General features: G+C 62.2%; 24 protein-coding genes. 14 read left to right on the forward strand and 10 right to left on the reverse strand.

Annotated elements, in window-relative coordinates; all coding sequences use genetic code 11:
- Positions 1-217 precede the first annotated feature (217 nt).
- On the reverse strand, positions 218-589 hold the full coding sequence (locus LW136_RS13790; RefSeq protein WP_003300645.1) for a YkgJ family cysteine cluster protein: 372 nt from the start codon (positions 587-589) through the stop codon (positions 218-220).
- Positions 590-777: 188 nt separating this feature from the next.
- Between LW136_RS13790 and LW136_RS13795 the strand changes: the two genes are divergently transcribed.
- Positions 778-2,229 carry a TrkH family potassium uptake protein gene (locus LW136_RS13795; RefSeq protein ID WP_102832798.1) on the forward strand — a complete coding sequence of 484 codons (1,452 nt, stop codon included), beginning with the start codon at positions 778-780 and terminating at the stop codon, positions 2,227-2,229.
- Between the two features lies 1 nt (position 2,230).
- Here LW136_RS13795 and LW136_RS13800 read toward each other — a convergent pair whose 3' ends face one another.
- Both LW136_RS13800 and LW136_RS13805 read right to left on the reverse strand, forming a co-directional pair.
- A complete protein-coding gene (locus LW136_RS13800; RefSeq protein WP_234173110.1) occupies positions 2,231-3,163 on the reverse strand; it encodes a DUF808 domain-containing protein in 933 nt (310 codons plus the stop codon).
- A gap of 79 nt (positions 3,164-3,242) precedes the next feature.
- Positions 3,243-4,256 carry an AraC family transcriptional regulator gene (locus tag LW136_RS13805; RefSeq protein ID WP_234173111.1) on the reverse strand — a complete coding sequence of 338 codons (1,014 nt, stop codon included), beginning with the start codon at positions 4,254-4,256 and terminating at the stop codon, positions 3,243-3,245.
- A gap of 124 nt (positions 4,257-4,380) precedes the next feature.
- On the opposite strand from LW136_RS13805, the gene LW136_RS13810 reads away from it, so the two are divergent.
- The 4 genes from LW136_RS13810 (at position 4,381) to LW136_RS13825 (ending at position 8,347) form a co-directional block, all read left to right on the forward strand.
- Positions 4,381-4,698, forward strand: coding sequence for an Mpo1-like protein (locus tag LW136_RS13810; RefSeq protein WP_234173112.1), 318 nt, complete (start codon positions 4,381-4,383; stop codon positions 4,696-4,698).
- A gap of 257 nt (positions 4,699-4,955) precedes the next feature.
- On the forward strand, positions 4,956-6,344 hold the full coding sequence (locus LW136_RS13815) for an adenylate/guanylate cyclase domain-containing protein (RefSeq protein WP_234173113.1): 1,389 nt from the start codon (positions 4,956-4,958) through the stop codon (positions 6,342-6,344).
- A gap of 238 nt (positions 6,345-6,582) precedes the next feature.
- On the forward strand, positions 6,583-7,341 hold the full coding sequence (locus tag LW136_RS13820) for a helix-turn-helix transcriptional regulator (RefSeq protein WP_234173114.1): 759 nt from the start codon (positions 6,583-6,585) through the stop codon (positions 7,339-7,341).
- Positions 7,342-7,468: 127 nt separating this feature from the next.
- Positions 7,469-8,347: a DMT family transporter gene (locus LW136_RS13825; protein ID WP_023445121.1), complete on the forward strand. Its 879-nt coding sequence runs from the start codon at positions 7,469-7,471 to the stop codon at positions 8,345-8,347.
- A 3-nt stretch (positions 8,348-8,350) separates the two neighbouring features.
- Here LW136_RS13825 and LW136_RS13830 read toward each other — a convergent pair whose 3' ends face one another.
- A complete protein-coding gene (locus LW136_RS13830) occupies positions 8,351-8,632 on the reverse strand; it encodes an Rdx family protein (protein ID WP_003300657.1) in 282 nt (93 codons plus the stop codon).
- Positions 8,633-8,701: 69 nt separating this feature from the next.
- Between LW136_RS13830 and LW136_RS13835 the strand changes: the two genes are divergently transcribed.
- The gene (locus tag LW136_RS13835; protein WP_234173115.1) at positions 8,702-10,888 is read left to right on the forward strand and encodes a patatin-like phospholipase family protein; all 2,187 of its coding nucleotides are present in this window, start codon (positions 8,702-8,704) and stop codon (positions 10,886-10,888) included.
- Between the two features lie 20 nt (positions 10,889-10,908).
- Here the strand turns inward: LW136_RS13835 and LW136_RS13840 are convergent, their stop codons facing one another.
- Positions 10,909-11,340 (reverse strand): MarR family transcriptional regulator, encoded by a 432-nt coding sequence (locus LW136_RS13840; RefSeq protein ID WP_014820763.1) that lies wholly within the window; start codon positions 11,338-11,340, stop codon positions 10,909-10,911.
- Between the two features lie 181 nt (positions 11,341-11,521).
- The gene (gene recQ, locus LW136_RS13845; protein ID WP_213573693.1) at positions 11,522-13,645 is read right to left on the reverse strand and encodes a DNA helicase RecQ; all 2,124 of its coding nucleotides are present in this window, start codon (positions 13,643-13,645) and stop codon (positions 11,522-11,524) included.
- Positions 13,646-13,805: 160 nt separating this feature from the next.
- On the opposite strand from recQ, the gene LW136_RS13850 reads away from it, so the two are divergent.
- Both LW136_RS13850 and LW136_RS13855 read left to right on the forward strand, forming a co-directional pair.
- Positions 13,806-14,393: a UPF0149 family protein gene (locus LW136_RS13850; RefSeq protein WP_102832807.1), complete on the forward strand. Its 588-nt coding sequence runs from the start codon at positions 13,806-13,808 to the stop codon at positions 14,391-14,393.
- Positions 14,394-14,632: 239 nt separating this feature from the next.
- Complete coding sequence (locus tag LW136_RS13855; protein WP_234173116.1) at positions 14,633-15,052, forward strand: YbaN family protein; 420 nt, start codon at positions 14,633-14,635, stop codon at positions 15,050-15,052.
- Positions 15,053-15,092: 40 nt separating this feature from the next.
- Here the strand turns inward: LW136_RS13855 and LW136_RS13860 are convergent, their stop codons facing one another.
- Positions 15,093-15,677 carry a tRNA-uridine aminocarboxypropyltransferase gene (locus LW136_RS13860; RefSeq protein WP_234173117.1) on the reverse strand — a complete coding sequence of 195 codons (585 nt, stop codon included), beginning with the start codon at positions 15,675-15,677 and terminating at the stop codon, positions 15,093-15,095.
- A gap of 86 nt (positions 15,678-15,763) precedes the next feature.
- On the opposite strand from LW136_RS13860, the gene LW136_RS13865 reads away from it, so the two are divergent.
- Positions 15,764-16,435: a glutathione S-transferase gene (locus tag LW136_RS13865; protein WP_023445114.1), complete on the forward strand. Its 672-nt coding sequence runs from the start codon at positions 15,764-15,766 to the stop codon at positions 16,433-16,435.
- 12 nt (positions 16,436-16,447) lie between these two features.
- Here the strand turns inward: LW136_RS13865 and LW136_RS22820 are convergent, their stop codons facing one another.
- Complete coding sequence (locus LW136_RS22820) at positions 16,448-16,570, reverse strand: PA1414 family protein (protein ID WP_260466202.1); 123 nt, start codon at positions 16,568-16,570, stop codon at positions 16,448-16,450.
- A 193-nt stretch (positions 16,571-16,763) separates the two neighbouring features.
- The gene (gene aceK / locus LW136_RS13870; RefSeq protein WP_041014381.1) at positions 16,764-18,485 is read right to left on the reverse strand and encodes a bifunctional isocitrate dehydrogenase kinase/phosphatase; all 1,722 of its coding nucleotides are present in this window, start codon (positions 18,483-18,485) and stop codon (positions 16,764-16,766) included.
- Between the two features lie 126 nt (positions 18,486-18,611).
- On the opposite strand from aceK, the gene LW136_RS13875 reads away from it, so the two are divergent.
- Complete coding sequence (locus tag LW136_RS13875) at positions 18,612-19,526, forward strand: DMT family transporter (protein WP_234173118.1); 915 nt, start codon at positions 18,612-18,614, stop codon at positions 19,524-19,526.
- A 24-nt stretch (positions 19,527-19,550) separates the two neighbouring features.
- Here the strand turns inward: LW136_RS13875 and cysK are convergent, their stop codons facing one another.
- The gene (cysK, locus tag LW136_RS13880; RefSeq protein ID WP_014820772.1) at positions 19,551-20,525 is read right to left on the reverse strand and encodes a cysteine synthase A; all 975 of its coding nucleotides are present in this window, start codon (positions 20,523-20,525) and stop codon (positions 19,551-19,553) included.
- Positions 20,526-20,648: 123 nt separating this feature from the next.
- Here cysK and LW136_RS13885 point away from each other — a divergent pair, with 123 nt between their 5' ends.
- From LW136_RS13885 to LW136_RS13900, 4 genes are all read left to right on the forward strand, one after another.
- The gene (locus LW136_RS13885; RefSeq protein WP_234173119.1) at positions 20,649-21,719 is read left to right on the forward strand and encodes a DUF748 domain-containing protein; all 1,071 of its coding nucleotides are present in this window, start codon (positions 20,649-20,651) and stop codon (positions 21,717-21,719) included.
- Between the two features lie 143 nt (positions 21,720-21,862).
- Complete coding sequence (locus LW136_RS13890) at positions 21,863-22,711, forward strand: AAA family ATPase (protein ID WP_234173120.1); 849 nt, start codon at positions 21,863-21,865, stop codon at positions 22,709-22,711.
- 51 nt (positions 22,712-22,762) lie between these two features.
- A complete protein-coding gene (locus LW136_RS13895) occupies positions 22,763-23,176 on the forward strand; it encodes a GFA family protein (protein WP_234173121.1) in 414 nt (137 codons plus the stop codon).
- Positions 23,177-23,225: 49 nt separating this feature from the next.
- On the forward strand, positions 23,226-24,404 hold the full coding sequence (locus tag LW136_RS13900; protein ID WP_014820776.1) for a vWA domain-containing protein: 1,179 nt from the start codon (positions 23,226-23,228) through the stop codon (positions 24,402-24,404).
- Positions 24,405-24,439 lie beyond the last annotated feature (35 nt).

Below are 24,439 nucleotides of genomic sequence, written 5' to 3' on the forward strand. Positions count from 1 at the left end.
ACCTCCTGAAAGGGTCGGACATTCTAGAGGGTGTTGGCGACGTACCGCGAGTGATGGCCTGTGCAGTGAGTTGGTCGAGGCAAGTTCGGACGAACATGGATCCGAGACAAGGCGCTGCGACGAGTCATAGCGGGCTTATGGCAACGAGCAGCAACACAGTATCGGGGCCATGGTCATCCGAAATTGACCAACCGAACTTACCAAACAGCCCGCCAGGTCAAGCCACCCGATCCGGCGAGAGCTGCGGCTGCAGCGGCGGCACCAGCGGTGGCAGGCCGTGTGCCGCCCGCGCCGCGTCGCAATGCGCATTGTGCTCGCCGTTCTCCCAGGACGCCTCGAATTCGCGGCAGGTGCTCGAACGCTGCTCGTACATGCTGCAGCGCACGCCGCAACCGACATCGCCCAGCAGTCCGACGCAGCGCGCAGGTTTGCTCTCGGTCCCGAGCATGGCCACATGGAACGGCGAAACCTGAACCGTCAGCTGGTCCGGCACCGCACCGCCGGCAGAAACGCATTCACCAAAATAGAAGGACACACGAAAGTACGCGCAGCAGGCGCCGCACGTGAGGCAGGGATTGTCGATTGACATGGAAGGTGAACACCCAGAGACCGGAAATGGGCCGGCGCCCGGGCGGCTATTCTATTCATGGCGCTGCGCTTGGGAAGAGGCTCCACGGCTGCCGAGAAAACATTTTTCTACCAGCCGTCGGGCGGTTTACTGGCGGAGCGACGCGAGTAGAATGTCCGCCCTCTTTCACCGTGCCGAGCACCCTCTACATGGCCCTGCCGACCTTACGCATCATCGGTTTTATCCTCGGCATTTTCCTGATCACCCTGGCCGTCAGCATGATCATTCCGATGCTGACCCTGCTGGCATTCGAACGCACCGATGACCTGCAGGCATTCATCTGGGGCAGCCTGATCACCTTTTCCTGCGGCTTCGCCCTTGTCGCACCGGGTAGACCGGCCAACACCAACCTGCGGCCGCGCGACATGTACTTCCTGACCACGATCAGCTGGGTGGTGGTCTGCTGTTTCGCCGCCTTGCCGCTGATGCTGATCCAGCACATCAGCTATTCGGACGCCTTCTTCGAAACCATGTCCGGTATCACCACCACTGGCGCCACCGTGCTCTCGGGACTGGATAGCGCATCGCCCGGGCTGCTGATGTGGCGCTCGCTGCTGCACTGGCTGGGTGGCATCGGCTTCATCGGCATGGCGATCGCGATTCTGCCCCTGCTGCGAGTCGGTGGCATGAGGCTGTTCCAGACCGAGTCCTCGGACTGGTCGGAGAAGGTGATGCCGCGCTCGCACGTGGCCGGGCAGTACCTGCTGGTCATCTACGTGACGTTTACCGTCGCCGCGTTTCTGGCCTTCCTGTTGACCGGCATGAGCATGTTCGATGCCATCAACCATGCGATGTCGACCGTCGCCACTGGCGGCTTTTCCACCTCCGATGCATCGATGGGCAAGTTCGGGCCGTCCGCGCACTGGGTCGCCGTGTTCTTCATGATTCTCGGCAGCCTGCCGTTCACCCTGTACGTGATGACGCTGCGAGGCCACCGCACGGCGTTGCTCAAGGATCAGCAGGTGCGAGGCTTCGTCCTGATGCTCGCCATGACCAGCGTGCTGTTCAGCGGCTGGTATTGGCTGAACAATGACATTCCGGCGCTGGATGCACTGCGCATCGTGACCTTCAGCGTGGTTTCCGTGGTTACCACGACCGGTTTCGCGGTGGATGACTACACCCAGTGGGGCGGTTTCGCCGTCATGGCATTTTTCTACCTGACCTTCGTCGGCGGCTGCTCGGGCTCGACGTCAGGCGGGCTGAAGATGTTCCGCTTCCAGGTGGCCTACTCGCTGCTACGCGCCAACTTCAAGCAGCTGATTCACCCCCGCGCGGTAATCCGCCAGCAGTACAACGGGCACAATCTGGACGAAGAAATCGTTCGCTCGATCCTGACCTTTTCCTTTTTCATCACCATGACCATCGGCGTACTGGCGCTGTGCCTGGCGCTGCTGGGCCTCGACCCGATCACCGCGCTCACGGGCGCGGCGACCGCGGTCTGCAACGTCGGCCCGGGGCTGGGCGAGATCATCGGGCCAGCCGGCAACTTCTCCACACTGCCCGACACGGCAAAATGGCTGCTGTCGATCGGCATGCTGCTGGGACGCCTGGAGATCATCACGGTGCTGGTGCTGCTGACCCCGGCCTTCTGGCGCCACTGACTTAGGCCGCGGCGCCGGAGCCGCGCTTGAACAGCCGGCCGCCAAGCGTAACCAACGCCAACACCACGCCGCCGGCGATGATGCCGAATGCGGCGTCGAGCAGCGTCGGCAACAGGCCGCCGAGTACCGCTCCGATATAGGGCAGTCCGAGCGCTTCGTGGGCGCTGTTCTCGATGAAATGATGCACAGCGCGAATACCGTGGGTGAGGATGCCGCCGCCCACCATGAACATTGCAGCGGTGCCGATGACCGACAGCGACTTCATCAGCCACGGCGCGACGCTCAGAATGCATCGCCCGATGGCGCTGGCCACACCGCTGGCCCGCTTGCTCAGGGCCAGACCAAGATCGTCGAGCTTGACGATGGCGGCTACCAGCCCGTAGACGCCTATCGTCATCAGGATGGCGATGCCCACCAGAACCATGACCTGCTGACTGAACGACGCGGCCGCGACCGTGCCGAGGGTGATGGCGATGATTTCGGCGGAGAGGATGAAGTCGGTACGCACCGCGCCGCTGATCTTTTTCTTCTCGAACGCCACCATGTCCACGGACGGGTCGGCGAGCGCCTTCACCGTCTCCGCGTGATCGCTGTCATCGCTATGAAGGAAGCGGTGCGCCAGCTTCTCGAACCCCTCGTAACAGAGAAACGCGCCGCCGAGCATCAACAGCGGTGTGATTGCCCAGGGCAGAAAGGCACTGATCAGCAGCGCAGCGGGGACCAGGATCGCCTTGTTGCGAAACGAGCCCTTGGCCACTGCCCACACCACAGGCAGTTCCCGGTCGGCATTCACCCCGGTCACCTGCTGCGCATTGAGTGCCAGATCGTCGCCCAGTACGCCAGCGGTCTTCTTGGCCGCCACCTTGGTCATGAGCGAGACGTCGTCGAGTACGGTCGCAATATCGTCTATTAACGCGAGCAGGCTGGTGGCCAATTGGGTCACTCCATCATGGAAAGGCGCATATAAGTAACCGATCTTCTCTAGCTAAGGCTATGTGGGCTTTCACAGGTTCCTACTGGCGTGAGCGCGCGGCCAGACGGTATTCGCCGGGCGTGACGCCGAACCAGCGCTTGAACGCCCGGTAGAAATTGCTCGGATCGGCGAAGCCAAGCAGATAGGCGATTTCCAGCGGCGCCAGGTCCGGCTGGGCGAGGTGCTGCACCGCCAGATCGCGACGCGTATCGTCGAGCAATTGCTGGAAGCTGCTGCCCTCCTCCTGCAAACGCCGTTGCAGGGTGCGCTCCGACAGGCAAAGCGCCTGCGCCACGACTTCGCGCCTGGGCTCGCCCTGCGGCAGCAATCGACAGAGTATCTGCCGCGCGCGATGCATAACTTTGCTGTCGGAGAAGCGCGAGAGGTACTCACCGGCGAAACGATCGTGCAATTGCGCCAGCGCTTCGTTGGCGGTCGGCAAAGGCATTTCCACATCCTCTTCGCGAAACAGCAACGCGTAGCGAGGCGCGTCGAAGCGCAAAGGCGCCTGGAACAGCTGCCGATAGGGCTCCAGATCATCCGGCGGTTGGCCCTGAAAGCTGACTTCCAGCGGCAGCAACGGCGTTCCGGTGAGCCAGCGGCAGAATGTCAGGCAACCTGCAAGGGAGCCTTCGGCACTTTGCCTAGCTGGCGGCAAGCGGTCGCCGATTATCGTCAGACTCAACCGATAGCCCTGCGCGCAGGGCCGGAAATCCAGATCGGCACCCTCGGCGATGATCCGCTGGTAGCGCACCAGTCTGGCGAAGCCTTCCTTGAGATTGCGGCTGGACATCAGTGCATAACCGACAACATTCAGTGCAGCCGGCCGCGCCTGGCGCGCCATATTCAGGCCAATCGCGGGGTCACCGGAAACCACCACAGCGCTTTGCCACAGGCGCGTCATGTCGTCCTGAGCAAAGCGCGCGTCAGGATCGCTCAAGGCGGCATAGTCCAGATGCAGCTCAATGAACAACTGGCGGCAATCGATCCCGGCGGATTCCAGGGCCTGGACGATACCGAGCGCCCAGCTCGAGGAAGTGGTGCGTTCGGTCATGGGGTTTCTTGTTCTTCGATAGGTGGGGCAGCTGCGCCCAAGGCTACTAAACTGGCCCTGATTGTCACTGACACGCAAGGTTAGCGATGACTAGTCTGTGCGCGACAATAACAGGAGGTACGCCATGAGTACGCAAACCGCCGAACGCTTCAGCCGCTTTGCCGATTTCTATCCGCTCTATCTCGCCGAGCACAGCAACCCCACCTGCCGTCGCCTGCACTTCGTCGGTAGCCTGCTGGTGTTGGGCATACTTGGCTACGCACTCTTTACTCAGCAGTGGCTCTGGTTGCTGGCGATGCCGGTGGCCGGTTATGGCTTCGCCTGGGTCGGCCACTTTATCTTCGAGAAGAACCGGCCGGCGACATTCCAGTATCCGCTCTACAGCTTTCTCGGCGATTGGGTGATGTTCAAGGACATGCTGACGGGCCGGATTCGCTTCTGAGCCTGATGACAGCGGCTATCCGACCGGTGCCATCATTGTTTTCATCCTCTGGTTTGGCGATGCGGCGTTGCTTGGTTATGATCTGACGGCTTTCGCGCGGGCCGGCCATCGCCGAGCTGGCCCCGTGATCGCGAGACTGTCGCTGATGTGCTCGAAAGCTGTCACCTTCGCAGGGTGACCCGACGATCGAGCCTGGCGTCAGGCTGCAAGGCGCGCGAGAACGGCGTCGAAAAAACTACCAGGGATCGTACGCACACATGACTTCCACTACGGTTGAGCGCCGCAATGGCCTCGCCACTCGCCCGTTGCGCGAGTACTACTCCCGCGTGCTCGCCTACCTGATCTGCGCCGCAACGCTGGCAGCCGGTACCTACACCCAGTATTTCTCGATGGACCTGCTGTGGATGGTGCCGTATACCCTGCTCTATCCGCACCTGGCCTATCACCTGAGCTATCGCTTCAAGCGCGATAACCCAGAGCGTACGGCGCAGGTTCTGCTCTGCCTGGATGCCTTGAACGCCGGCGCCGGCATATTGCTGCTCGGTTTTTCGATCGTGCCCAGCCTGATGTTTCTGCTGACACTCAGCTTCAGCGCGCTGGTGAGCGGCAGCCTGCGCAACCTCGCCATCTCGCTGATCTGCGTGGGTGTCGGGGTCGGCCTGGCATCTCTCGTGGTGCCCCTGAGCTACCGCGGTACCACACCGCCACTGGTTTCTCTGGTGAGCATCCTGTTCACGACCTTTTACATATGCGCCACCGCCTACTTCGTGCACCAGCAGGGCCAGCGCCTCGCCCAGGCGCGCAAGGAGATCGAAACGGAGCAGGCCAAGGCCGCGCGTCTGGCACGCAACCTCGCCAAGTACCTCTCGCCCCAGGTGTGGGAGTCGATCTTCACTGGCAAACGCAGCGTTCGCCTGGAAACCCAGCGCAAGCGGCTCACCGTGTTCTTCTCCGACATCAAGGGATTCACCGAGCTGGCCGAGGAACTGGAGGCCGAGGCCCTTACCGACCTGCTCAACAACTACCTAAACGAGATGTCGAAGATTGCCCTGAAGTACGGTGGCACCATCGACAAGTTCGTCGGCGACTGCGTGATGGTGTTCTTCGGTGACCCTTCCAGCCAGGGTGCCAAGAAAGACGCGGTGGCAGCGGTTTCCATGGCCATCGCCATGCGCAAACACATGAAGGTGCTGCGCCAGCAATGGCGCGCACAGGGCATTACCAAACCCATGGAAATCCGCATGGGTATCAACACCGGTTATTGCACGGTGGGCAACTTCGGCGCCGATACGCGCATGGACTACACCATCATCGGGCGCGAAGTGAACCTGGCCAGCCGTCTTGAAAGCGCCGCCGAGGCCAGCGAGATCCTGATCTCCCACGAAACCTATTCGCTGATCAAGGACGTCATCATGTGCCGCGACAAGGGCCAGATCACGGTCAAGGGTTTCTCCCGCCCGGTGCAGATCTACCAGGTGGTGGACTTCCGCCGCGACCTTGGCGCCACCTGCAGTTTCGTCGAGCATGAACTCCCCGGCTTCTCCATGTACCTGGATACCAACGGCGTGCAGAACTTCGACAAGGAGCGCGTGATTCAGGCACTGCAGCAAGCGGCCGAGAAACTTCGCGACAAGGTCATCCTCTGATTCTCTGACCGCTGGCGGCCAGCCGTTGACTAACCGAATCTGGCCAAGTGCCCTGTTTGGTAAGTTCAGTTGGTCAATTTCGGCGCCCAAGGCCCCGATACGGTGTTGCAGCTCCTCGCCATAGCCCGCTATGACTCGTCGCAGCGCCTTGTCTTGGAGCCATGTTCATCCGAACTTGCCTCAACCAACTCACCGCACAGACCAATGGTCAGCGGGCCTGCTTCGGGACAGCCGCCAGATGCTATCGCTGCGCAACTACCATCATCACCTCATTGCCCACAGCCACGAACATCCGCAACTGGTGTTCGGCCTGAAAGGACTGCTGGAATTCGAGATTGCCGGGCGCGGCAGCCGCGTCGGCGGGCAGAGTCTCGCGGTAATTCCGTCCGCCACTCACCATGCCTGTGCCAGTGTCACCGGCAGTCATTGCCTGGTGCTCGATCTCCCGTCGGAGAGCTGGGTTCGTCAGCGCTTGGGCCACCACACCGAACCCAGCCTGCGTCTGATCGATCGGCCGGATACCGTGCGCCTGAACGCCAGCCAGCAGCGCTTGGTCGCCTGGCTGGCGCACAGCCCGATCAACGATCCATTGATTGCCGAACAGGGCGCCGTACTACTGCTCGCCAGTCTGGCCAGTGGGCAACATATCCACCATGACCAGCACGCACTGCCGGTCGCCACTATCGACGCCTTCATCGATCAGCATCTATCCCACCCGCTTCAGGTTGCCGACCTGGCCCGTATCGCCGGGTTGTCGGTGGCCGGTCTGCACGCGCGCTTTCTTCGCGAGACGGGCCGAACGCCGATGGAACACGTACGCCAGCGCCGCTTGCAGCATGCCGAGGCGCTGTTGCACGACACCCGCCTGCCGATCGGCGAGATCGCCGCGCAGGTGGGCTATGCCTCGCAAAGCGCCTTCACCGCCGCACTGGTTCGCGCACGAGGCTGCACACCGCGCGCACTGCGACGCGAGCTGCGCGACAAAACCGGTGACTGACGCGACAGACACACTCCAAGCCACGGCCTAGCATGGTCCTGATTCGCAAGGTTCAGGTAGCCATGACCCCACTCTTTTTTTTCCCCGCCACTTCACGCACACACCACTCGCTCGGGTGGATCGTTCCATGACGCCGCGCAACGCGCTGTTGGCCATCCATCTCGGCGCGCTGATGTTCGGCCTGTCCGGCGTGCTCGGAAAACTGGCCGAAAGCTCGGCGCTGATCATCACCTTTGGTCGTGCACTGTTCGCCGTGTTGGCCCTGCTGCTGGTGGCGCAGTTGCTGCGGCCCAGCGGGGCGACGCCAAACTGGCGGCAGCGTGGCGGTCTGGCCTTGGGCGGGCTGTTGCTGGGTGCGCACTGGTTGACGTTCTTCATCGCAGTGAAGATCGCTGGCGTCGGCATTGCAACCCTAGGCTTTGCCAGCTTCCCCGCCTTCACCGTGCTGCTCGAAGGCCTGTTGTTCCGCGAACGCACCCGCGCCATCGAGTTCGCCATGGTCGGGCTGGTCTGTGCCGGCCTGCTGCTTGTCGCGCCGGCGTTCGATCTGAGCAGCGGACCGACTGCCGGATTGCTCTACGGTGTGCTTTCCGGCCTGCTGTTCGCGCTCCTGTCGCTGCTCAACCGTGCCGTCACCCGCGGCCTCGATCCGGTTCGCTCGGCGCTCTGGCAGAACCTGGCGATCCTCGCAGCCCTGCTGCCATTCTGCTGGTCGGCGATACCTGCGATACCCGCGCAGGACTGGCTCTGGCTTGCTCTGCTCGGCGTGCTCTGCACCGGACTCGCACACAGCCTGTTCGTCGCTAGCCTGCGGGTCCTGAAGGCGCGCACGACGTCGGTGATCTTCGCTCTCGAACCGGTCTACGGCATCGCCTTCGCCTGGTGGCTGTTCGGCGAGCAGCCGACGCTACGCATGCTGCTCGGCGGCGCCTTGATCATCATCGCCAGCGTGGTTACCAGCCGCTTGAAAAGCCCGCCGAGTGTCGTTCCGAAACTGGCCAGCTGACGCTCAGCGGTCGTTATGCCCCAACGAGCGCTGCGGGTCGATGCGATCACGCACGCGCTGCTTGAGCTCCTTCGCCTCGGGAAAACCGCCGTCGAGCTTGCGCTCCCAGATCTGCACGCCATCGCAGCTGATATGGAAGGTTCCGCCTGTGGCGGGCACCAGACACACGCGGCCCAGGTCATCGGCAAAGGTCGACAGCAGCTCCTGTGCGAGCCAGGCAGCACGCAGCAGCCACTGACACTGGGTGCAATACGTAATGACGATTTCCGGTTTGCTTGCGGTCATTCAGGACAGCTCCGAAGGGAGATACGGCAGCCTATAATAGCCGCCTCTCCACCCTTCCCCGGTTCAGCCATGCTCCGCCTGTTCGTTTCCCTGCTGATGCTGTTAACCCTGCCGCCGCTGTTCGCCGAGCCGGCTCAGCCGAAGACCGGGCTCGTCCTGTCTGGCGGTGCGGCGCGCGGGCTGGCTCATGTCGGCGTGCTCAAGGCGCTGGAAGAGCAAGGCGTACGCATCGACGCCATCGCCGGCACCAGCATGGGCGCGGTCGTCGGCGGGTTATACGCAGCAGGCTACAGCGTTGCCGAACTCGAGCGCCTGGCATTGACCCTCGACTGGCAGCAAGTGCTGTCCGACGATCCGCCGCGCCAGGACATCCCCTACCGCCGCAAGCAGGACGACCGTGATTTCCTCATCAAGCAGAAGCTCAGCTTCCGCGACGACGGCAGCCTCGGCCTGCCGCTGGGCGTGATTCAAGGGCAGAACCTCGCGCTGCTGCTCGAGCGCCTGCTGGTGCACGCCAGCGACACCCGCGACTTCGACCAGCTGCCGATCCCCTTCCGTGCGGTGGCCACGGATATTGCCAACGATGAAAAGGTGGTCTTTCGCAGCGGCCACCTGCCCCAGGTGATTCGCGCCAGCATGTCGATTCCGGCCGTGTTCGCACCGGTGGAGCTGGACGGCCGCCTGCTGGTGGATGGCGGCATGGTCGACAACATCCCGATGGACGTGGCACGCGACATGGGCGTCGACCGCCTGATCGTGGTGGACATCGGCACGCCGCTCAAGCCGCGCAAGGAATTGCTGACAGTAGTCGACGTGCTCAACCAGACCACCACCATGATGACCCGCCGCAACTCCGAAGCGCAGCTGGCCACCCTGCAGTCGCAGGACCTTCTGATCCAGCCGCCGTTGGCCGCTTACGGCTCCACCGACTTCGCCCGCGCCGAACAGCTGGTCGATGCCGGCTACCGTGCCACGTTGGCTCTGGAGGGACGTCTTGCCGAAATGCGCATCACCACCGGTGGCAATCCGGCACTGAGCCTTGCGCGCTCCAGCGACCCGCGAACACCAGTCATCACCGCTATTAGGGTGGAGAACGACTCGAAGGTCAGCGATGCGGTGATCCGCCGGCATGTCCGCCAGCCACTCGGTGAACCGCTGGATCTGGAGGACCTGCAGAAGGACATGGGCACCCTCTATGGCCTGGACTATTTCGAGCGCGTGGAATATCGCGTTCAACGCGGCAAGCTCGGCAATACGTTGGTCATCAACGCCCGCGAGAAGCGCACCGGCACCGATTACCTGCGACTGGGCCTGAGCCTGTCCGACGACTTCCGCGGCGACAGCGTATTCAACCTCGGTGCGAGTTATCGGAAGAACGGCATCAACGAACTGGGTGCCGAGTGGCTTACCCGCCTGCAGCTGGGTGATCGGCAGGAACTCTACAGCGAGTTCTACCAGCCACTGGATGCCGGCTCGCGCTGGTTCGTCGCGCCGAATCTGTTCGTCGAGGCGCAGAACGTCGAGTCCATTCTCGACAACGATCCGATTGCCGAGTACCGCCTGCAACGCTACGGCTACGGTCTCAATCTCGGCAGACAGATCGCCAACAATGGCGAGATCCGCTTTGGAATCGGCCAGGCCTGGGGTGAGGCCGATGTGCGAATCGGCGAACAGGATCTACCCGACTTCAGCTTTACCGAGGGCTACTACGAGCTGCAGTACTCGTTCGACACTCTCGACAACATCGACTTTCCCCGCGAAGGCGAGGATATCCGCCTGACCATGCGTCAGTACGACCCCAGCCTGAGTTCGGACCAGCGTTATCGACAGTGGCACCTCAAGCTGGACAAGGCACTCAGTCACGGTGCCAACACCTGGGTGCTCGGTGGGCGCTACGGTCGCACGCTGGATGACGCGGAAGTGGTGACGTCGAGCTTTCTGCTTGGCGGCGCGCGTCAGCTGTCGGGCTTCCGTCAGGATGCCCTGGCCGGCCAGAACGTCAGCCTGGCGCGCATGGTGTACTACCGTCGCGTGACGCCGCGAGCGTTTCAGCCGCTGGACTTCCCGCTCTATCTCGGTGGATCACTGGAGCGCGGTCGCGCCTGGAATGCCGACAATGCCTTCGACAGCGGCTATATCAACGCCGCGAGCATCTTTCTCGGCTACGACACGCCACTGGGGCCACTGAACTTCGGCTACGGCTTCAATGACGAGGACGAACAGGCGCTGTACATGAATCTTGGGCGCAGCTTTTAGACCGGCGTGCCCGGCCTGGATCAGCGCCGGTCGAGATTGGCCAGGATCCGTGCATGCACCTGCTGGCACTTGCGCAGATCCTCCTCGTCGATCCCGGCAAAGGCTTCCTGACGCACCTGTGTGGAAATAGCCTCGATCTTCTCGATCAGCGGCCGTGCCGGCGCACCCAGGGAAATGCGTTTGGCCCGGCGATCCTCTGCAGACGCCTTGCGATGCACCAGCCCCTGCGCTTCGAGGCTATCGAGCAAGCGGGCCAGCGTCGGCCCTTCAACGGCAACGCTTTGGGCCAGCTCGCGCTGGGTGGGTTCGTGATCGAAACGGGCCAGGTGCAACAGCACCAGCCAGCGCGCCTGCGAGAGTCCGAGATCAGCCAGGCGTCGATCCAGTTCAGCGCGCCAGCCACGAGAAAGTTGTGCCAATTGCATGGCAAAGCGATGTTGCTCGGCGTACATGTACGGCCATTCCTGCAAAAACTAATTATTAGTGAGCTAACCACAGCTCCGGAAAGCAGGCAAGACGACCTTCGAACCCTGATCGAGCGACAGAAGTCGTAATGATGGCACGGCGGGCGTTGCAGCCCGGCAGACGCCCGCGGTCGCAGCAGCTTCAGACCGAGCTGCAGGATGCACCTGGTTACAATTCGAACTCGACCTGCAGTGCGGCACGCACGCAATAAAGCACCTGTTCGGGTACCCGCCCAGCGAACTGCTCGGCCACGGCGCTCACCGGTGGCAGCTCGCCCTCTCCGTCGAGAAAGGCCTCCTGGATTTCCCCGAGCAGATCCTCGGGCAGATCCAGCGCCTGTTCCAGGCTCAGCTGTTGCAGACCGATGGCTTCGGCGAGCATTGCGTAGACGTTCTTCTCACTGCAGTCGAGCTGACGCGCGATCTGTGCAGGCGTCATGCCTGCGCGCGCCAGCGTGATCAATTCGTGTCGCAGATCGGCAGGTGACTTGGCCACTTCGACGCTGCCTTGCAGAACCTCCAGGAAGGCCTGACCGTAGCGCTCCAGCTTGCGCGCGCCGACACCGCTGATGGTGGCCATGTCCGACAGCGAGGCCGGCTGGCTGCGTAGCATCTCCAGCAGCGTGGCATCCGGGAAAATCACATACGGCGGCACACCGTGTTCTTCGGCCAGTTTGCGGCGCAAGGTGCGCAGCGCTTCCCAGGTTTCCCGTTCCTCGCTGCGCACCAGCTGGCTGGCGGCACTAGCTGCCGGCTTCGGTGCCTTGCTGGTCAGATCTCGGCGAAGTTCGAGGTTCACCTCTCCACGCAGCAATGGCCGGCAGCTGTCACTCAGACGCAGCCCACCGAAACCATCCAGGTCAACGTCCGCCAGCCCGCGCGCCACCAGCTGGCGAAACAGCGAACGCCACTCAGCCTCAGCCAGCGCCTTGCCCATACCGAACACGGACAGATGCTGATGGCCCAGGCCGCGGACCTTGTCATTGTCACGCCCGAGGAGGATGTCCACCAGATGGCCGACGCCGTAACGCTGGCCGCTGCGGTAGATCGCCGATAGCGCCTGACGGGCGGGCTCGGTGGCATTCCAGGTCTGCACGCCATCGACGCAGTTGTCGCAATGACCGCAGGGCTTGGGCAGCTCTTCATCGAAATACGCGAGCAGCGCCTGGCGCCGGCAGCGGGTTTCCTCGCAAAGCGCCAGCATGGCATCGAGCTTGTGCTGCTCGACGCGCTTGTGCCGCTCGTCGCCTTCGGAGTTATTGAGCATCTGCTTGAGGAAGATCACATCCTGCAGGCCATAGGCCATCCAGGCGTCGGCAGGCAGCCCGTCGCGCCCTGCCCGTCCGGTTTCCTGATAGTAGGCTTCCAGCGACTTGGGCAGATCGAGGTGGGCGACGAAGCGCACGTTGGGCTTGTCGATCCCCATGCCGAAGGCGATGGTCGCGACCATGATCAGGCCTTCCTCGTTGAGGAAACGCTTCTGGTGATAGGCGCGCAGCTCGTTGGGCAGGCCCGCGTGGTAAGGCAGTGCCGGGAAGCCCTGCTCGCTGAGGAACGCAGCCAGGTCATCGACCTTCTTGCGCGACATGCAATAGACAATGCCGGCATCGCCGCGGCGTTCGGCTAGGAAACCCAGCAGCTGCTTGCGCGGCTGCTCCTTGGGCACAATGCGATAGAAGATGTTCGGTCGGTCGAAACTGGAGAGAAACCGTTCGGCGTTCTCCAGATGCAGACGCTGGACGATTTCTTCCCGCGTCCGCTTGTCCGCCGTCGCGGTCAGCGCAATACGCGGCACACCAGGAAACAGTTCGGCCAGCTGGCCCAGCTGCATGTACTCGGGACGGAAATCGTGCCCCCACTGGGAGACGCAATGGGCCTCGTCGATGGCAAACAGGGCGATATCCAGCCGCTGCAGGAAGGCCAGCATGCGGGGCTGAACCAGTCGCTCAGGCGCGAGATAGAGCATCTTGATCTCGTTGCGCCGGATGCGCTCAGCGATCTCGCGCTGCTCATCGGCGCTCAGCGTCGAGTTGAGCGCAACGGCCGAGACGCCCAGCTCGTCGAGTGTCGCGACCTGGTCGTCCATCAGCGCGATCAGCGGCGAAACCACCACCGCCAGTCCTTCGCGCAAGAGCGCCGGAACCTGGTAGCACAGGGACTTGCCGCCGCCGGTCGGCATCAGTACCAGCGCATCGCCGCCACTGCCGACACGCTCGATGATCGCGCCCTGGTTGCCACGAAACGCGTCGTAGCCGAATACGTCTTTAAGGATGCGCTGTGCCTGGTCGAGCATGCCGGTCTCCGAAACAAGGCGCGCAGTATACGCGAGCGAACCATGGAGTTCAGGATCGCGCGGCCAATACGGACGAGGCGTCATCCGAAGGCACGAGTAGCCTGCGCCCCCCGCCTCGTCTAGAATCCGGGTTGTCTTCCAGCCCCCAAGGTAGTTCCCGATGTCATTCGCCGAGCAACTCGCCCGCCTGCAAGTCTTTCTTGATGCAGATGACCTGCACGAGGAAGCACTGGATTACATCGCCGCCCATGGCTACCTGACAGCGCTGTGCATCTGCTCCGAACAGGTGCCCGAGCGTGAATGGATCGACGCGCTGTTCTCCGAACCACCCAAATACAAGGACGACACCGAGCGGGAAGCCATCGAGGCCACGCTGGTTCAGCTCAAGGCACATATTGCTCGCCAGCTGGCCAGTGACGAGGACATGGAACTGCCGTGCGACCTGGACCTGGGTGAAGAGCCGGATGAATCCGATCTGCGCGGTTGGTGCATCGGCTTCATGGAAGGCGTGTTCATGCGCGAGGCGATCTGGTTCGAGGACTCCGAAGAGGAAGTCAGCGAACTGCTGCTGCCGATCATGGTCGGTTCGGGCCTGTTCGACGAGCAACCGGAATTCGCCGATATCGCCGACAACCCGGAGCTGGTCGACGAAATGGTGGCGCAGATCCCCGAGCTACTGACGGCCCTCTACCTGATCTGCCATGCCCCCGAGGAAAAGCCAGCCCTGCTCAAGCCGCGTCGCCACTGACCGGCTGCGACATGGCCAAGCGTCAAGGTGGGCGTCACGCTCACCTGCAACGGTGCGACTGCCGGAGCGCAGTCGCCGGCGCGTCGCCCCACTGCCGGACCTGTCCCGCTGGCTAGCACCACAGGAGGGAAAGGCATTGTTCTGCTCATTTCGATGCCCATCGCGAATATCTGACGACGCTGACGTGAGCCAGCCGCGCACAGATCGCAGCGAATCGAAGAACCGGGCTGACTAGTACCATGGCCCATCGCGATATCCGGCAGCATCGCAACCCTCTGATCCGATCGATCCTGCTCGGCGTCGGCTGGCTGGCCGTTGTGCTGGGCGTCGTCGGCATCTTCCTGCCCGTCCTGCCGACCACGCCATTTTTGCTGCTGGCCGCGGCCTGTTTCGTGCGTAGCTCGCAACGTTTCTATGACTGGCTGGTAGGCCACCCACGGCTCGGTCCGTGGTTTCGTGACTACTTGGAAGGGAACGGTATTCCGCTCAAGGGCAAGGTATACGCCATCGCCACCATGTGGATAAGCATCGGCATATCCTGCTGGCTGGTGCCACTGATGTGGGCCCGCATCGGGATGCTACTGAGCGCGGCGCTGGTGACGCTCTACATCCTCAGGCAGAGAACATTGCCGGTCAGCAATGACACTGGTTTCAGGTAAATCAGCTCCGCACGGCCATAGCGCTTTCGCTCGCATACCTCTAGGTGTCGGCATGATTACGCTGATATACCTCCCGCCCCATCGCATCGATCTGGCCCTCGATCAAGGCGTCGAACGGAAGGAGCAACTCATCGAATCGGCTGGGGCTTTCCAGTAGGTTAAGTGCCGTAACGATCGCCTCGATTGTCGACAACGCGCCGGGCATTGGCGCTTTGCGCAAGCGGTAGCGGGAGCTCAGCCCTTCTGGCAACGCAACCCGCGGCAACCCAGCCAGCCATGGATTGACGTGAAGGATCTTGCGCGCCTTTCGCCAGGTCCCATCCGGCACGATCAGGCGCACGGGTTGGGCGGCATCGGCCAGACTCCCTAGCGGTAAGGCATCTTCGCCGGGAAATAACAGGTAGCTCGGCCGTGCGGCATCGCAATCGGCCTCGAAGCGCTCGCCCACCCGCAGTTCTGCATTGCGCAGCCCCAACGCGGCCAGGCGCGCCGTATTGAGCGCATGACTCGCTTCACTGGAATGCTGGAGGATGAGCACCTGGGTACGGCTATCCAGCGCAGGTATCAGCGCGCAAAGGCACAGGGAAGACGGGCGCTGGCAGCGTGAGCATCGTGGACGGGACATGGTTCACCTCGGCGGCGGAGTCTGCCATAACGGCCACTGCTCTGCAGAGCGACTATGCTTGCGACGTCCCCGCATGAGGAGCAGGCATGATCACCGTCCACCATTTGAACCACTCCCGCTCGCACCGCGTCCTGTGGCTGCTGGAAGAACTGGAACTGCTTTACGAGCTGAAGCGTTATCCGCGCGACCCGAAGACCATGCTCGCGCCAGCAGAGCTGAAAGCCGTACACCCACTGGGCAAGTCTCCAGTGATCACCGACGACGACCTGACGCTGGCCGAATCGGCAGCCATCCTCGAATACCTGCTGGAACGCTATGGCAACGGACGCCTGATGCCGCAGGGCGGCACTCCGGAATACCGTCGTTTTCGCTACTGGATGCATTACGCGGAAGGCTCTGCGATGCCCCCACTGCTACTGCGGCTGGTATTCGACCGCGTCGCCAATGGGCCGATGCCGTTCTTTGTTCGCCCTATCGCGCGCGCAATCGCCAAGGGCGCTAACAGCGCCTTCATCGGGCCACAACTGAAGACCCATCTCGATTACATGGAAGCGGAACTGGAGAAGTCCGACTGGTTTGCAGGCAGCACGTTCAGCGCAGCGGATATACAGATGAGCTTCCCGCTGGAAGCTGCCCGTTCCAGAGCCGGCCTGGACGAGAGTCGCCCACGCCTGATGGATTTTTTGCAGCGGATACAGCAGCGGCCCGCTTACAAACGAGCCGTGGAGCGCGGAGGACCCGCCTTGCCCACCGCGTAGACGCCACCAAACTCAGCGGCGACGGTGATCCTGCTCGCGCGGGGCACGTACCGGGATGGGTTGCATACGAGGCGGTTCGATCAAACCAAGAGCGACCGCCAACTTCCAGAACATCTCATTGAGCCTTGCTTTCATGGTCACACCCTCCTGCGATATAACGGGCTACATCGGAGCCATGCGGGCTTCGTGGACAGCATAATTCAACTTCGGCTCCCGCGCTCGTGCCCTTTGCAAGCGCAATCCCCGAATGGAACGCCGCTTTGTTACGGCGCTTTACAACTGCGACCGAGGCGGCGCAAAGGCGTTCAAACGAATTCACTGCCGGTCTTCAGTTGCGATCGGCCTTGCGTCGATAAGGGAACACATCGATCACCTTGCCGCCGCTGATGGCGTCCTGCAGCCCTTTCCAGTAATCAGCATCGTAGAGCTCGCCATGCAAGCTGGCGAAAAGCCGGCGCTGGCCATGGTCGGCGAACAGAAAGCGCGGGAATTCCTCGGGAAATACATCGTTCGGCCCCACCGAATACCAGGGCTCGGACGCCATTTCATCCTCGGGATAGCGCGGCGGCGGAATATGGCGGAAATTCACTTCGGTCAGAAAGCTGATCTCGTCATAGTCGTAGAACACCACCCGACCATGGCGGGTGACGCCGAAGTTCTTCAGCAGCATGTCGCCGGGAAAGATATTCGCCGCCGCCAACTGTTTGATCGCCAGCCCGTAGTCTTCCAGCACCTCGCGCACCTGCTCATCGCTGGCATGCTCGAGATAGAGATTCAGCGGTGTCATGCGCCGCTCGGTCCAGCAATGCCGCACCAGCACCGTGTCACCCTGCACCTCGACCGTTGACGGCGCGACTTCCAGCAATTCGGCCAGGCATTCCGGATCGAACTTGGCCTTGGGGAAGCGAAAGTCGGCAAACTCCTGGGTGTCGGCCATCCGCCCTACCCGGTCGACGCTCTTCACCAGGCGATACTTCTCGATCACCGTGGCCCGGTTGACGCTCTTGATCGGCGAGAAACGGTCTTTGATCAGCTTGAACACCGTATTGAAGCCCGGCAGCGTGAATACCGTCATCACCATGCCGCGAACGCCGGGCGCCATGACGAAGCGGTCGTCGGTATTGGCCAGGTGATCGATCAGCGCACGATAGAACTCCGACTTGCCATGCTTGTAGAAGCCGATCGAGGTGTACAGCTCGGCGATGTGCTTGCCGGGCAGGATGCGCTTGAGAAAGCCGACGAACTCCGCGGGAATCGGCACCTCGACCATGAAATACGAGCGAGTGAAGGAAAAGATGATCGACACCTCCGCCTCGTCGGTGATCAGCGCGTCGGCAATGATGCCTTCACCCTCGCGGTGCAGTAGTGGGATGACCAGCGGCCACTGTTCGTCGCGGGTGAAGATCCGCCCAAGCAGGTATGCCCCCTTGTTGCGATAGAGCACCGAGACGAACAGCTCCACGGTCAGCTCCGGATCCTTGCAGACCCAGTCGGGCAGGGTCTCGTGCAATTGCGCCTGCAGGCGTCGCTGGTCTCCTGGCAAGTCGCAGTAGGGCACGGCGAATGCGTAATCGCCAAGGATCTGTTCGAGCATCCCGCTCAAGTCGCCGTTGGGCTGGTAGGTACGGGTTTGCGCCAGCCGTTCATGAGCACGCACCGCCGGTCGCGTGGTATGGATGAACATGGTGCCGTCGCTGATGCAGTCATGGCTGAACAGCCCACAGAAGATGGAGTTGTACCAGGTCTCCGACAGCTCGTCGTCGAAGCGTGGGTTGATCAACTCGATGTAGGCACTTTTGATCTGCGGCCATGCCTCGACCTGAAGCAGGTCGGCGTGATCGAAACCGGCCAGCAGGCCGCGCCGGGTTTCACCAACCTTCTCTTCGTAGAGGTTGATCCGCGCCGCCGATGCGCGCTGCGCTTCCTGCCATTGCGCCTGCTCGAAGCGCGCCCGCGCGCCTTCGGTGATCAGGCGAAAGTGCTCTCGGTAGTCGTCGAAGCCCAGGAGGATCTGCCGAGCGATTTCAGCGGCCAGTTTCTGCTGCACCATGTTGCACCCACTGCAGGACATGAACGTCCGCCGAGCTTAGCAGCACGCCGTTTGAAAGTCGGTTTCGGATTGCCAGTTGGTTAATGAGCGACAACACTTGCAGCTCCCTCCCGGTGGAGCCGCCTCATGCGCCCGCTCGACATGTTCCGCCTGCTTGCTCTCGCCGCCATCTGGGGCGCAAGTTTTCTTTTTCTACGCATCATTGCCCCAGTGCTCGGCACCTTTCCCACGGCGTTCTTTCGTGTGCTGCTGGCAAGCGCAGGGCTGCTGGTCATCCTGCTGTTGCTGCGCACGCGCTGGGATTTCCGCGGCAAGCTGGGGTTGTGCCTGGTGCTGGGCGTGATCAATTCCGGCTTGCCGTTCGCACTGTATTCGGTGGCCGCGCAGCTGGTGCCGGCTGGCTATTCGGCGATCTTCAATGCCACCACGCCGATGATGGGCGTACTGATCGGCGCCCTGTTCTTCGCCGAGGAGTTGACGCTCGCCAAGATTATCGGCGTTTTCAGCGGGCTCGGAGGCGTGGCATTGCTGATGCGAATCGGGCCGGTGCCATTCGACACGGAGCTGCTGCTCGGCGCACTGGCATGCCTGGGCGCCACCGCCTGCTATGGCTTCGGCGGCTTTCTCACCCGCCGCTGGATCAACCAGGGCGAAGGCCTGGACAGCGAGGTGGTCGCGTTCGGTAGCCAGCTCGGTGCGGCGCTGTGCCTGTTGCCATTGTTCGGACTGTCGTTACTGAATGCGCCGCCGGTGAACTGGGGCGATTCGACGGTCTGGCTGAGTCTGTTGGGTCTGGGGCTGGTCTGTACGGCGTTCGCCTACATCCTCTACTTCCGTTTGCTGGCGGATATCGGACCGGTCAAGACACTGACGGTGACCTTCCTGATCCCGCCATTTGGCGTGCTGTGGGGCGTTATCTTTCTTGATGAGCCACTTTCCTGGGCTTACGTCCAGGGCGGTGCGCTGATCGCGCTCGCGCTGTGGCTGATTCTGCGCCAGGCGCCAACCACACGGCCAACCGCGCAGTTGCGACGCAGCTGAATTGCTCAGCTGCGTCGTACCGCATCACTGCACCAGTTCCTGCTCGCTGAACATGTCGGTGAACAGCATGCTGGATAGGTAGCGCTCGCCGGAATCCGGCAGGATCACCACGATGTTCTTGCCCTGCATCTCTGGACGCTCGGCCAGACGGACCGCCGCAGCCATCGCCGCGCCGCAGGAAATGCCGCAAAGAATGCCCTCTTCGCGCATCAGCCGCAGCGCCATCTGCTTGGCCTCCTCGTCGTCGACCAGTTCGACCTGATCGACCATGGACAGGTCGAGGTTCTTCGGCACGAAGCCTGCGCCGATCCCCTGGATCTTGTGCGGGCTGGGCTTGACCTCGTCACCCGCCAGGGTCTGGCTGATAACCGGCGAGCTGGTCGGCTCCACGGCAACGCTGAGGATCTGCTTGCCCTTGGTGTTCTTGATGTAGCGCGAAACACCGGTAATGGTGCCGCCCGTTCCGACGCCGGCCACCAGCACATCGATGCTGCCGTCGGTGTCGTTCCAGATTTCTGGGCCAGTGGTCTTTTCATGGATCGCCGGGTTGGACGGGTTTTCGAACTGCTGCGGCATGTAGTACTGCTCGGGGTTCGAAGCCGCGATTTCGGCGGCCTTCTCGATCGCGCCCTTCATGCCCTTCGCCGGCTCGGTAAGCACCAGTTCGGCACCAAGAGCTTTCAGCACCTTGCGCCGCTCAAGGCTCATGGAAGCCGGCATGGTGAGCATGAGCTTGTAGCCGCGTGCAGCGGCAACGAAGGCCAGACCGATCCCGGTATTGCCCGAGGTTGGCTCGACCAGCGTCATGCCGGGCTTGATCCGGCCGCTGTCTTCGGCATCCCAGATCATCCCGGCACCGATTCGGCACTTGACGGAGTAGGCCGGGTTCCGGCCTTCGATCTTGGCCATGATGCTGACGCCCTTGGGACCAAGGCGGTTGATCATGACCAACGGGGTGTTGCCGATGGAGCGTGCGTTGTCTGCGAATATGCGACTCATGGGAATGCCCTGTCCGAGGTGTACCAGACCAATCAGCCTATGCGCAGTCCAGGCGTCAGTCCAGCCGAACTCACGGCGGAAACCTGGGGTCCATCGTCAACACGCCCACATCCCCGGAATGCCATGACCCGTCGCCTGCTTCCCCTGTGGATTCTTCTCGCACTCGGCCTGCTGCTGATCGTGGTGCACCTCGCCCTGCCCCACCTGGTGCGCAATTACCTGAACGAAAAGATGGCCGACATGGGCGACTATCAGGGCCATGTCGAAGACGTCGATCTGGCTTGGTGGCGCGGGGCTTATCGCGTCGAAGGGCTGTTGATCGAGAAGAAGGACAAGCGCGTTCAGGCGCCGCTGCTGAAGGCGCCAGGTATCGATATCGCCATCAGCTGGGACGCAATCCTGCGTCACCGCGAGATCGTCGGCGAGGTGATCTTTGAACAACCGCACCTGAACTTCGTCGATGGCGGCGACAGCGGCGATTCACAGAACGGTGAAGGAGTCGATTGGCGCGACCAGCTCGATGCCCTGGTACCGATTACGCTGAACGAGATTCGCGTTGTCGATGGACAACTGTCCTTTCGCAACTTCTCTTCCGACCCACAGGTGCACGTCTACGCCAGCGATATCCAGGCCAGTCTGTATAACCTGACCAACACCGACGGCGCCGATGGCACCCGCACAGCGGCGTTCGAGGGCACGGGAAAGCTGTTCAACCAGGCCCCGATCGAGGCGACGGCCAGCTTCGACCCATTCACCGACTGGGAGGACTTCGAGGTCGATCTGCGCGTCACCGGGGTGCCGCTGAAACAGCTGAATGACCTCAGTCGCGCCTATGCCAACTTCGATTTCGCCGGCGGGACGGGTGATCTCGTCCTCGAAGTGCAGGCCACCGACAGTCAACTCGACGGCTACATCAAGCCGTTGCTGCGCAACGTGGATATCTTCGATTACGAACAGGACGTGGCAAACGAGGACAAGGGCTTCTTCCGCGGCCTCTGGGAGGCCGTGGTTGGCGGCGGACAGGAGGTGCTGGAAAACCAGCGCAAGGATCAGTTCGCAACCCGTGTCGAGCTGTCCGGCACCACCCGCGAAACCGACGTGAGCCCATTCCAGGCCTTCGTCGCGATATTGCGCAACGCCTTCGTCGAAGCCTTCTCGGCTCGATTCGAACGATCCCTGAGCGAGGACGAGTAACCAAGCAGCGTCACCAGAAGCGCACGTGCAGCCATTCAGTGACTGAATGATGCTCTCGCGTTCACACTCAAGCGAGCTTCCCTTATAGTCCCCTCCTGACTACAACGAGCGCCTGCGTGCCAGGCCCGCCGAAGGAATCCGCAATGAAATTCGAAGGCACCCAGTCCTACGTCGCCACCGACGACCTGAAACTCGCAGTCAACGCAGCCATCACCCTGCAGCGCCCGTTGCTGGTCAAGGGCGAACCCGGCACCGGCAAGACCATGCTGGCCGAGCAGCTGGCCGAATCCTTCGATGCCAAACTCATCACCTGGCACATCAAGTCCACCACCAAGGCACATCAGGGCCTCTACGAATACGATGCGGTAAGCCGCCTGCGCGACTCCCAGCTGGGCGTGGACAAGGTCCATGACGTCCGCAACTACATCAAGAAAGGCAAGCTGTGGGAGGCCTTCGAGAGCGAGGAGCGGGTCATCCTGCTGATCGACGAAATCGACAAGGCCGACATTGAGTTCCCCAACGACCTGTTGCAGGAACTCGACAAGATGGAGTTCTACGTCTACGAGACCAACGAAACCATCAAGGCGAGCCAGCGCCCGATCATCATCATCACCTCGAACAACGAGAAGGAGCTGCCTGACGCCTTCCTCCGCCGTTGCTTCTTCCACTACATCGCCTTCCCGGACCGGGAAACGCTGCAGCGCATCGTCGATGTGCACTACCCCGACATCAAGAAGGATCTGGTCAGCGAGGCGCTGGACGTGTTTTTCGACGTGCGCAAGGTGCCAGGGCTGAAGAAGAAGCCCTCGACCTCAGAGCTGGTCGACTGGCTGAAGCTGCTGATGGCCGACAACATCGGCGAGGCAGTGCTGCGCGAGCGCGACCCGACCCGCGCCATCCCGCCGCTGGCTGGTGCTCTGGTGAAGAACGAGCAGGACGTGATGCTGCTGGAGCGTCTAGCCTTCATGAGTCGACGCGCCAACAGCCGCTGATCGGTGCCGGCTTCGGTGGCGCCGGTCGCGCACTCACTGGAGGAACAAACCATGCAAACGCATACCGGTAGTTGCCTGTGCGGCGTCGTGCGCTATCGCATCGACGCCCCCATCGACGAGCTGACCCACTGCCACTGCAAGATGTGCCGCAAGGCCCATGGCGCCGCCTTCGCCAGCTACGCCAGCTACGCCAGCGTGCCACTGGACGCCCTGTACTTCATGTCAGGCAAGGATCAGCTGGGCGTTTACCACTCCTCCGAACATGTGACGCGCACCTTCTGCATCCGCTGCGGCTCCAATCTGCTGTTCGTCGACAACCGCGAGCATGAGGTCGGCGTCGCTGCCGGGACCCTCGATTCACCGCTGCCGGCACCGCCGCAATCGCACATCTTCGTCGACTCCAAGGCGGCGTGGTACGAGATTCACGACGCACTGCCCCAACACAACGGCGACAGCCCCCGCTGAGCGCCCCGAACATTGCGCACTATCCACGGTGCGTCAGAGGTTTTCTGCCATGCTGCTTGGCCTGTTCAATGAGATGCGCGCTGCCAAGGTGCCGGTATCGGTGCGCGAACTGCTAGACCTGATCGATGCGCTCAAGCACCGCGTCGTGTTCGCCGACATGGACGAGTTCTATTTCCTGGCACGCACGGTGATGGTCAAGGACGAGCGCCACTTCGACAAATTCGACCGGGCCTTCGGTGCCTATTTCAAAGGCCTGGAAAACCTCGATCAGCATCTCGAGGCGCTTATCCCCGAAGACTGGCTGCGCAAGGAATTCGAGCGCAGCCTGACCGACGAGGAACGAGCGCAGATCCAGTCCCTAGGCGGCCTGGACAAGTTGATCGAAGAGTTCAAGAAGCGTCTCGAGGAACAGAAGGAACGCCACGCCGGCGGCAACAAGTGGATCGGCACCGGCGGCACCAGCCCCTTCGGTTCGGGCGGCTACAACCCCGAAGGCATCCGCATCGGCGACGCCGGCAAGCGCCAGGGCAAGGCGGTGAAGGTCTGGGACCAGCGCGAGTACAAGAACCTCGACGACCAGGTTGAGCTCGGTACGCGCAACATCAAGATCGCCCTGCGCCGCCTGCGCAAGTTCGCTCGCCAGGGCGCGGCGGACGAGCTGGATATCGACGGCACCATCGACCATACCGCGCGAGATGCCGGCCTGCTCAACATCCAGATGCGCCCGGAGCGGCGCAATGCGGTGAAGCTGCTGATCCTGTTCGACATAGGCGGTTCGATGGACGCCCACGTGAAGGTCTGCGAAGAGCTGTTCTCGGCCTGCAAGACCGAGTTCAAGCACCTCGAGTACTTTTACTTCCACAACTTCATTTACGAGTCGGTGTGGAAGAACAATTTCCGCCGCACTTCGGAACGCACGTCGACCCTGGACGTGCTGCACAAGTACGGCGCGGACTACAAGGTGGTGTTCGTCGGCGACGCGGCGATGGCACCCTATGAGGTCACCCAGCCGGGCGGTAGCGTCGAGCACTGGAACGAGGAAGCCGGCTACGTCTGGATGCAACGCTTCATGGAGAAGTACAAGAAGCTCATCTGGATCAACCCCTACCCAAAGGACACCTGGGGCTACACCACGTCCACCGGCATCATCCGCGAGCTGGTGGAGGACCGCATGTATCCGCTGACGCTGAGCGGGCTCGAGGACGGGATGAAGTTTCTGGCGAAGTGAGTTGATCCGTCGGTTCGCCAGCCGCTACCTGAGCC

It is taken from the genome of Stutzerimonas kunmingensis (assembly GCF_021432085.1).
Taxonomy (GTDB): domain Bacteria; phylum Pseudomonadota; class Gammaproteobacteria; order Pseudomonadales; family Pseudomonadaceae; genus Stutzerimonas.

Bases quoted from the DNA above. Each gene is read 5' to 3' on its own strand.
- LW136_RS13790 (WP_003300645.1), bottom strand. From the start codon at position 589: ATGTCAATCGACAATCCCTGCCTCACGTGCGGCGCCTGCTGCGCGTAC.
- LW136_RS13795 (WP_102832798.1), top strand. From the start codon at position 778: ATGGCCCTGCCGACCTTACGCATCATCGGTTTTATCCTCGGCATTTTC.
- LW136_RS13805 (WP_234173111.1), bottom strand. From the start codon at position 4,256: ATGACCGAACGCACCACTTCCTCGAGCTGGGCGCTCGGTATCGTCCAG.
- LW136_RS13810 (WP_234173112.1), top strand. From the start codon at position 4,381: ATGAGTACGCAAACCGCCGAACGCTTCAGCCGCTTTGCCGATTTCTAT.
- LW136_RS13815 (WP_234173113.1), top strand. From the start codon at position 4,956: ATGACTTCCACTACGGTTGAGCGCCGCAATGGCCTCGCCACTCGCCCG.
- LW136_RS13820 (WP_234173114.1), top strand. From the start codon at position 6,583: ATGCTATCGCTGCGCAACTACCATCATCACCTCATTGCCCACAGCCAC.
- LW136_RS13825 (WP_023445121.1), top strand. From the start codon at position 7,469: ATGACGCCGCGCAACGCGCTGTTGGCCATCCATCTCGGCGCGCTGATG.
- LW136_RS13830 (WP_003300657.1), bottom strand. From the start codon at position 8,632: ATGACCGCAAGCAAACCGGAAATCGTCATTACGTATTGCACCCAGTGT.
- LW136_RS13835 (WP_234173115.1), top strand. From the start codon at position 8,702: ATGCTCCGCCTGTTCGTTTCCCTGCTGATGCTGTTAACCCTGCCGCCG.
- LW136_RS13840 (WP_014820763.1), bottom strand. From the start codon at position 11,340: ATGTACGCCGAGCAACATCGCTTTGCCATGCAATTGGCACAACTTTCT.
- recQ (WP_213573693.1), bottom strand. From the start codon at position 13,645: ATGCTCGACCAGGCACAGCGCATCCTTAAAGACGTATTCGGCTACGAC.
- LW136_RS13850 (WP_102832807.1), top strand. From the start codon at position 13,806: ATGTCATTCGCCGAGCAACTCGCCCGCCTGCAAGTCTTTCTTGATGCA.
- LW136_RS13855 (WP_234173116.1), top strand. From the start codon at position 14,633: ATGGCCCATCGCGATATCCGGCAGCATCGCAACCCTCTGATCCGATCG.
- LW136_RS13860 (WP_234173117.1), bottom strand. From the start codon at position 15,677: ATGTCCCGTCCACGATGCTCACGCTGCCAGCGCCCGTCTTCCCTGTGC.
- LW136_RS13865 (WP_023445114.1), top strand. From the start codon at position 15,764: ATGATCACCGTCCACCATTTGAACCACTCCCGCTCGCACCGCGTCCTG.
- LW136_RS22820 (WP_260466202.1), bottom strand. From the start codon at position 16,570: ATGAAAGCAAGGCTCAATGAGATGTTCTGGAAGTTGGCGGTCGCTCTT.
- aceK (WP_041014381.1), bottom strand. From the start codon at position 18,485: ATGGTGCAGCAGAAACTGGCCGCTGAAATCGCTCGGCAGATCCTCCTG.
- LW136_RS13875 (WP_234173118.1), top strand. From the start codon at position 18,612: ATGCGCCCGCTCGACATGTTCCGCCTGCTTGCTCTCGCCGCCATCTGG.
- cysK (WP_014820772.1), bottom strand. From the start codon at position 20,525: ATGAGTCGCATATTCGCAGACAACGCACGCTCCATCGGCAACACCCCG.
- LW136_RS13885 (WP_234173119.1), top strand. From the start codon at position 20,649: ATGACCCGTCGCCTGCTTCCCCTGTGGATTCTTCTCGCACTCGGCCTG.
- LW136_RS13890 (WP_234173120.1), top strand. From the start codon at position 21,863: ATGAAATTCGAAGGCACCCAGTCCTACGTCGCCACCGACGACCTGAAA.
- LW136_RS13895 (WP_234173121.1), top strand. From the start codon at position 22,763: ATGCAAACGCATACCGGTAGTTGCCTGTGCGGCGTCGTGCGCTATCGC.
- LW136_RS13900 (WP_014820776.1), top strand. From the start codon at position 23,226: ATGCTGCTTGGCCTGTTCAATGAGATGCGCGCTGCCAAGGTGCCGGTA.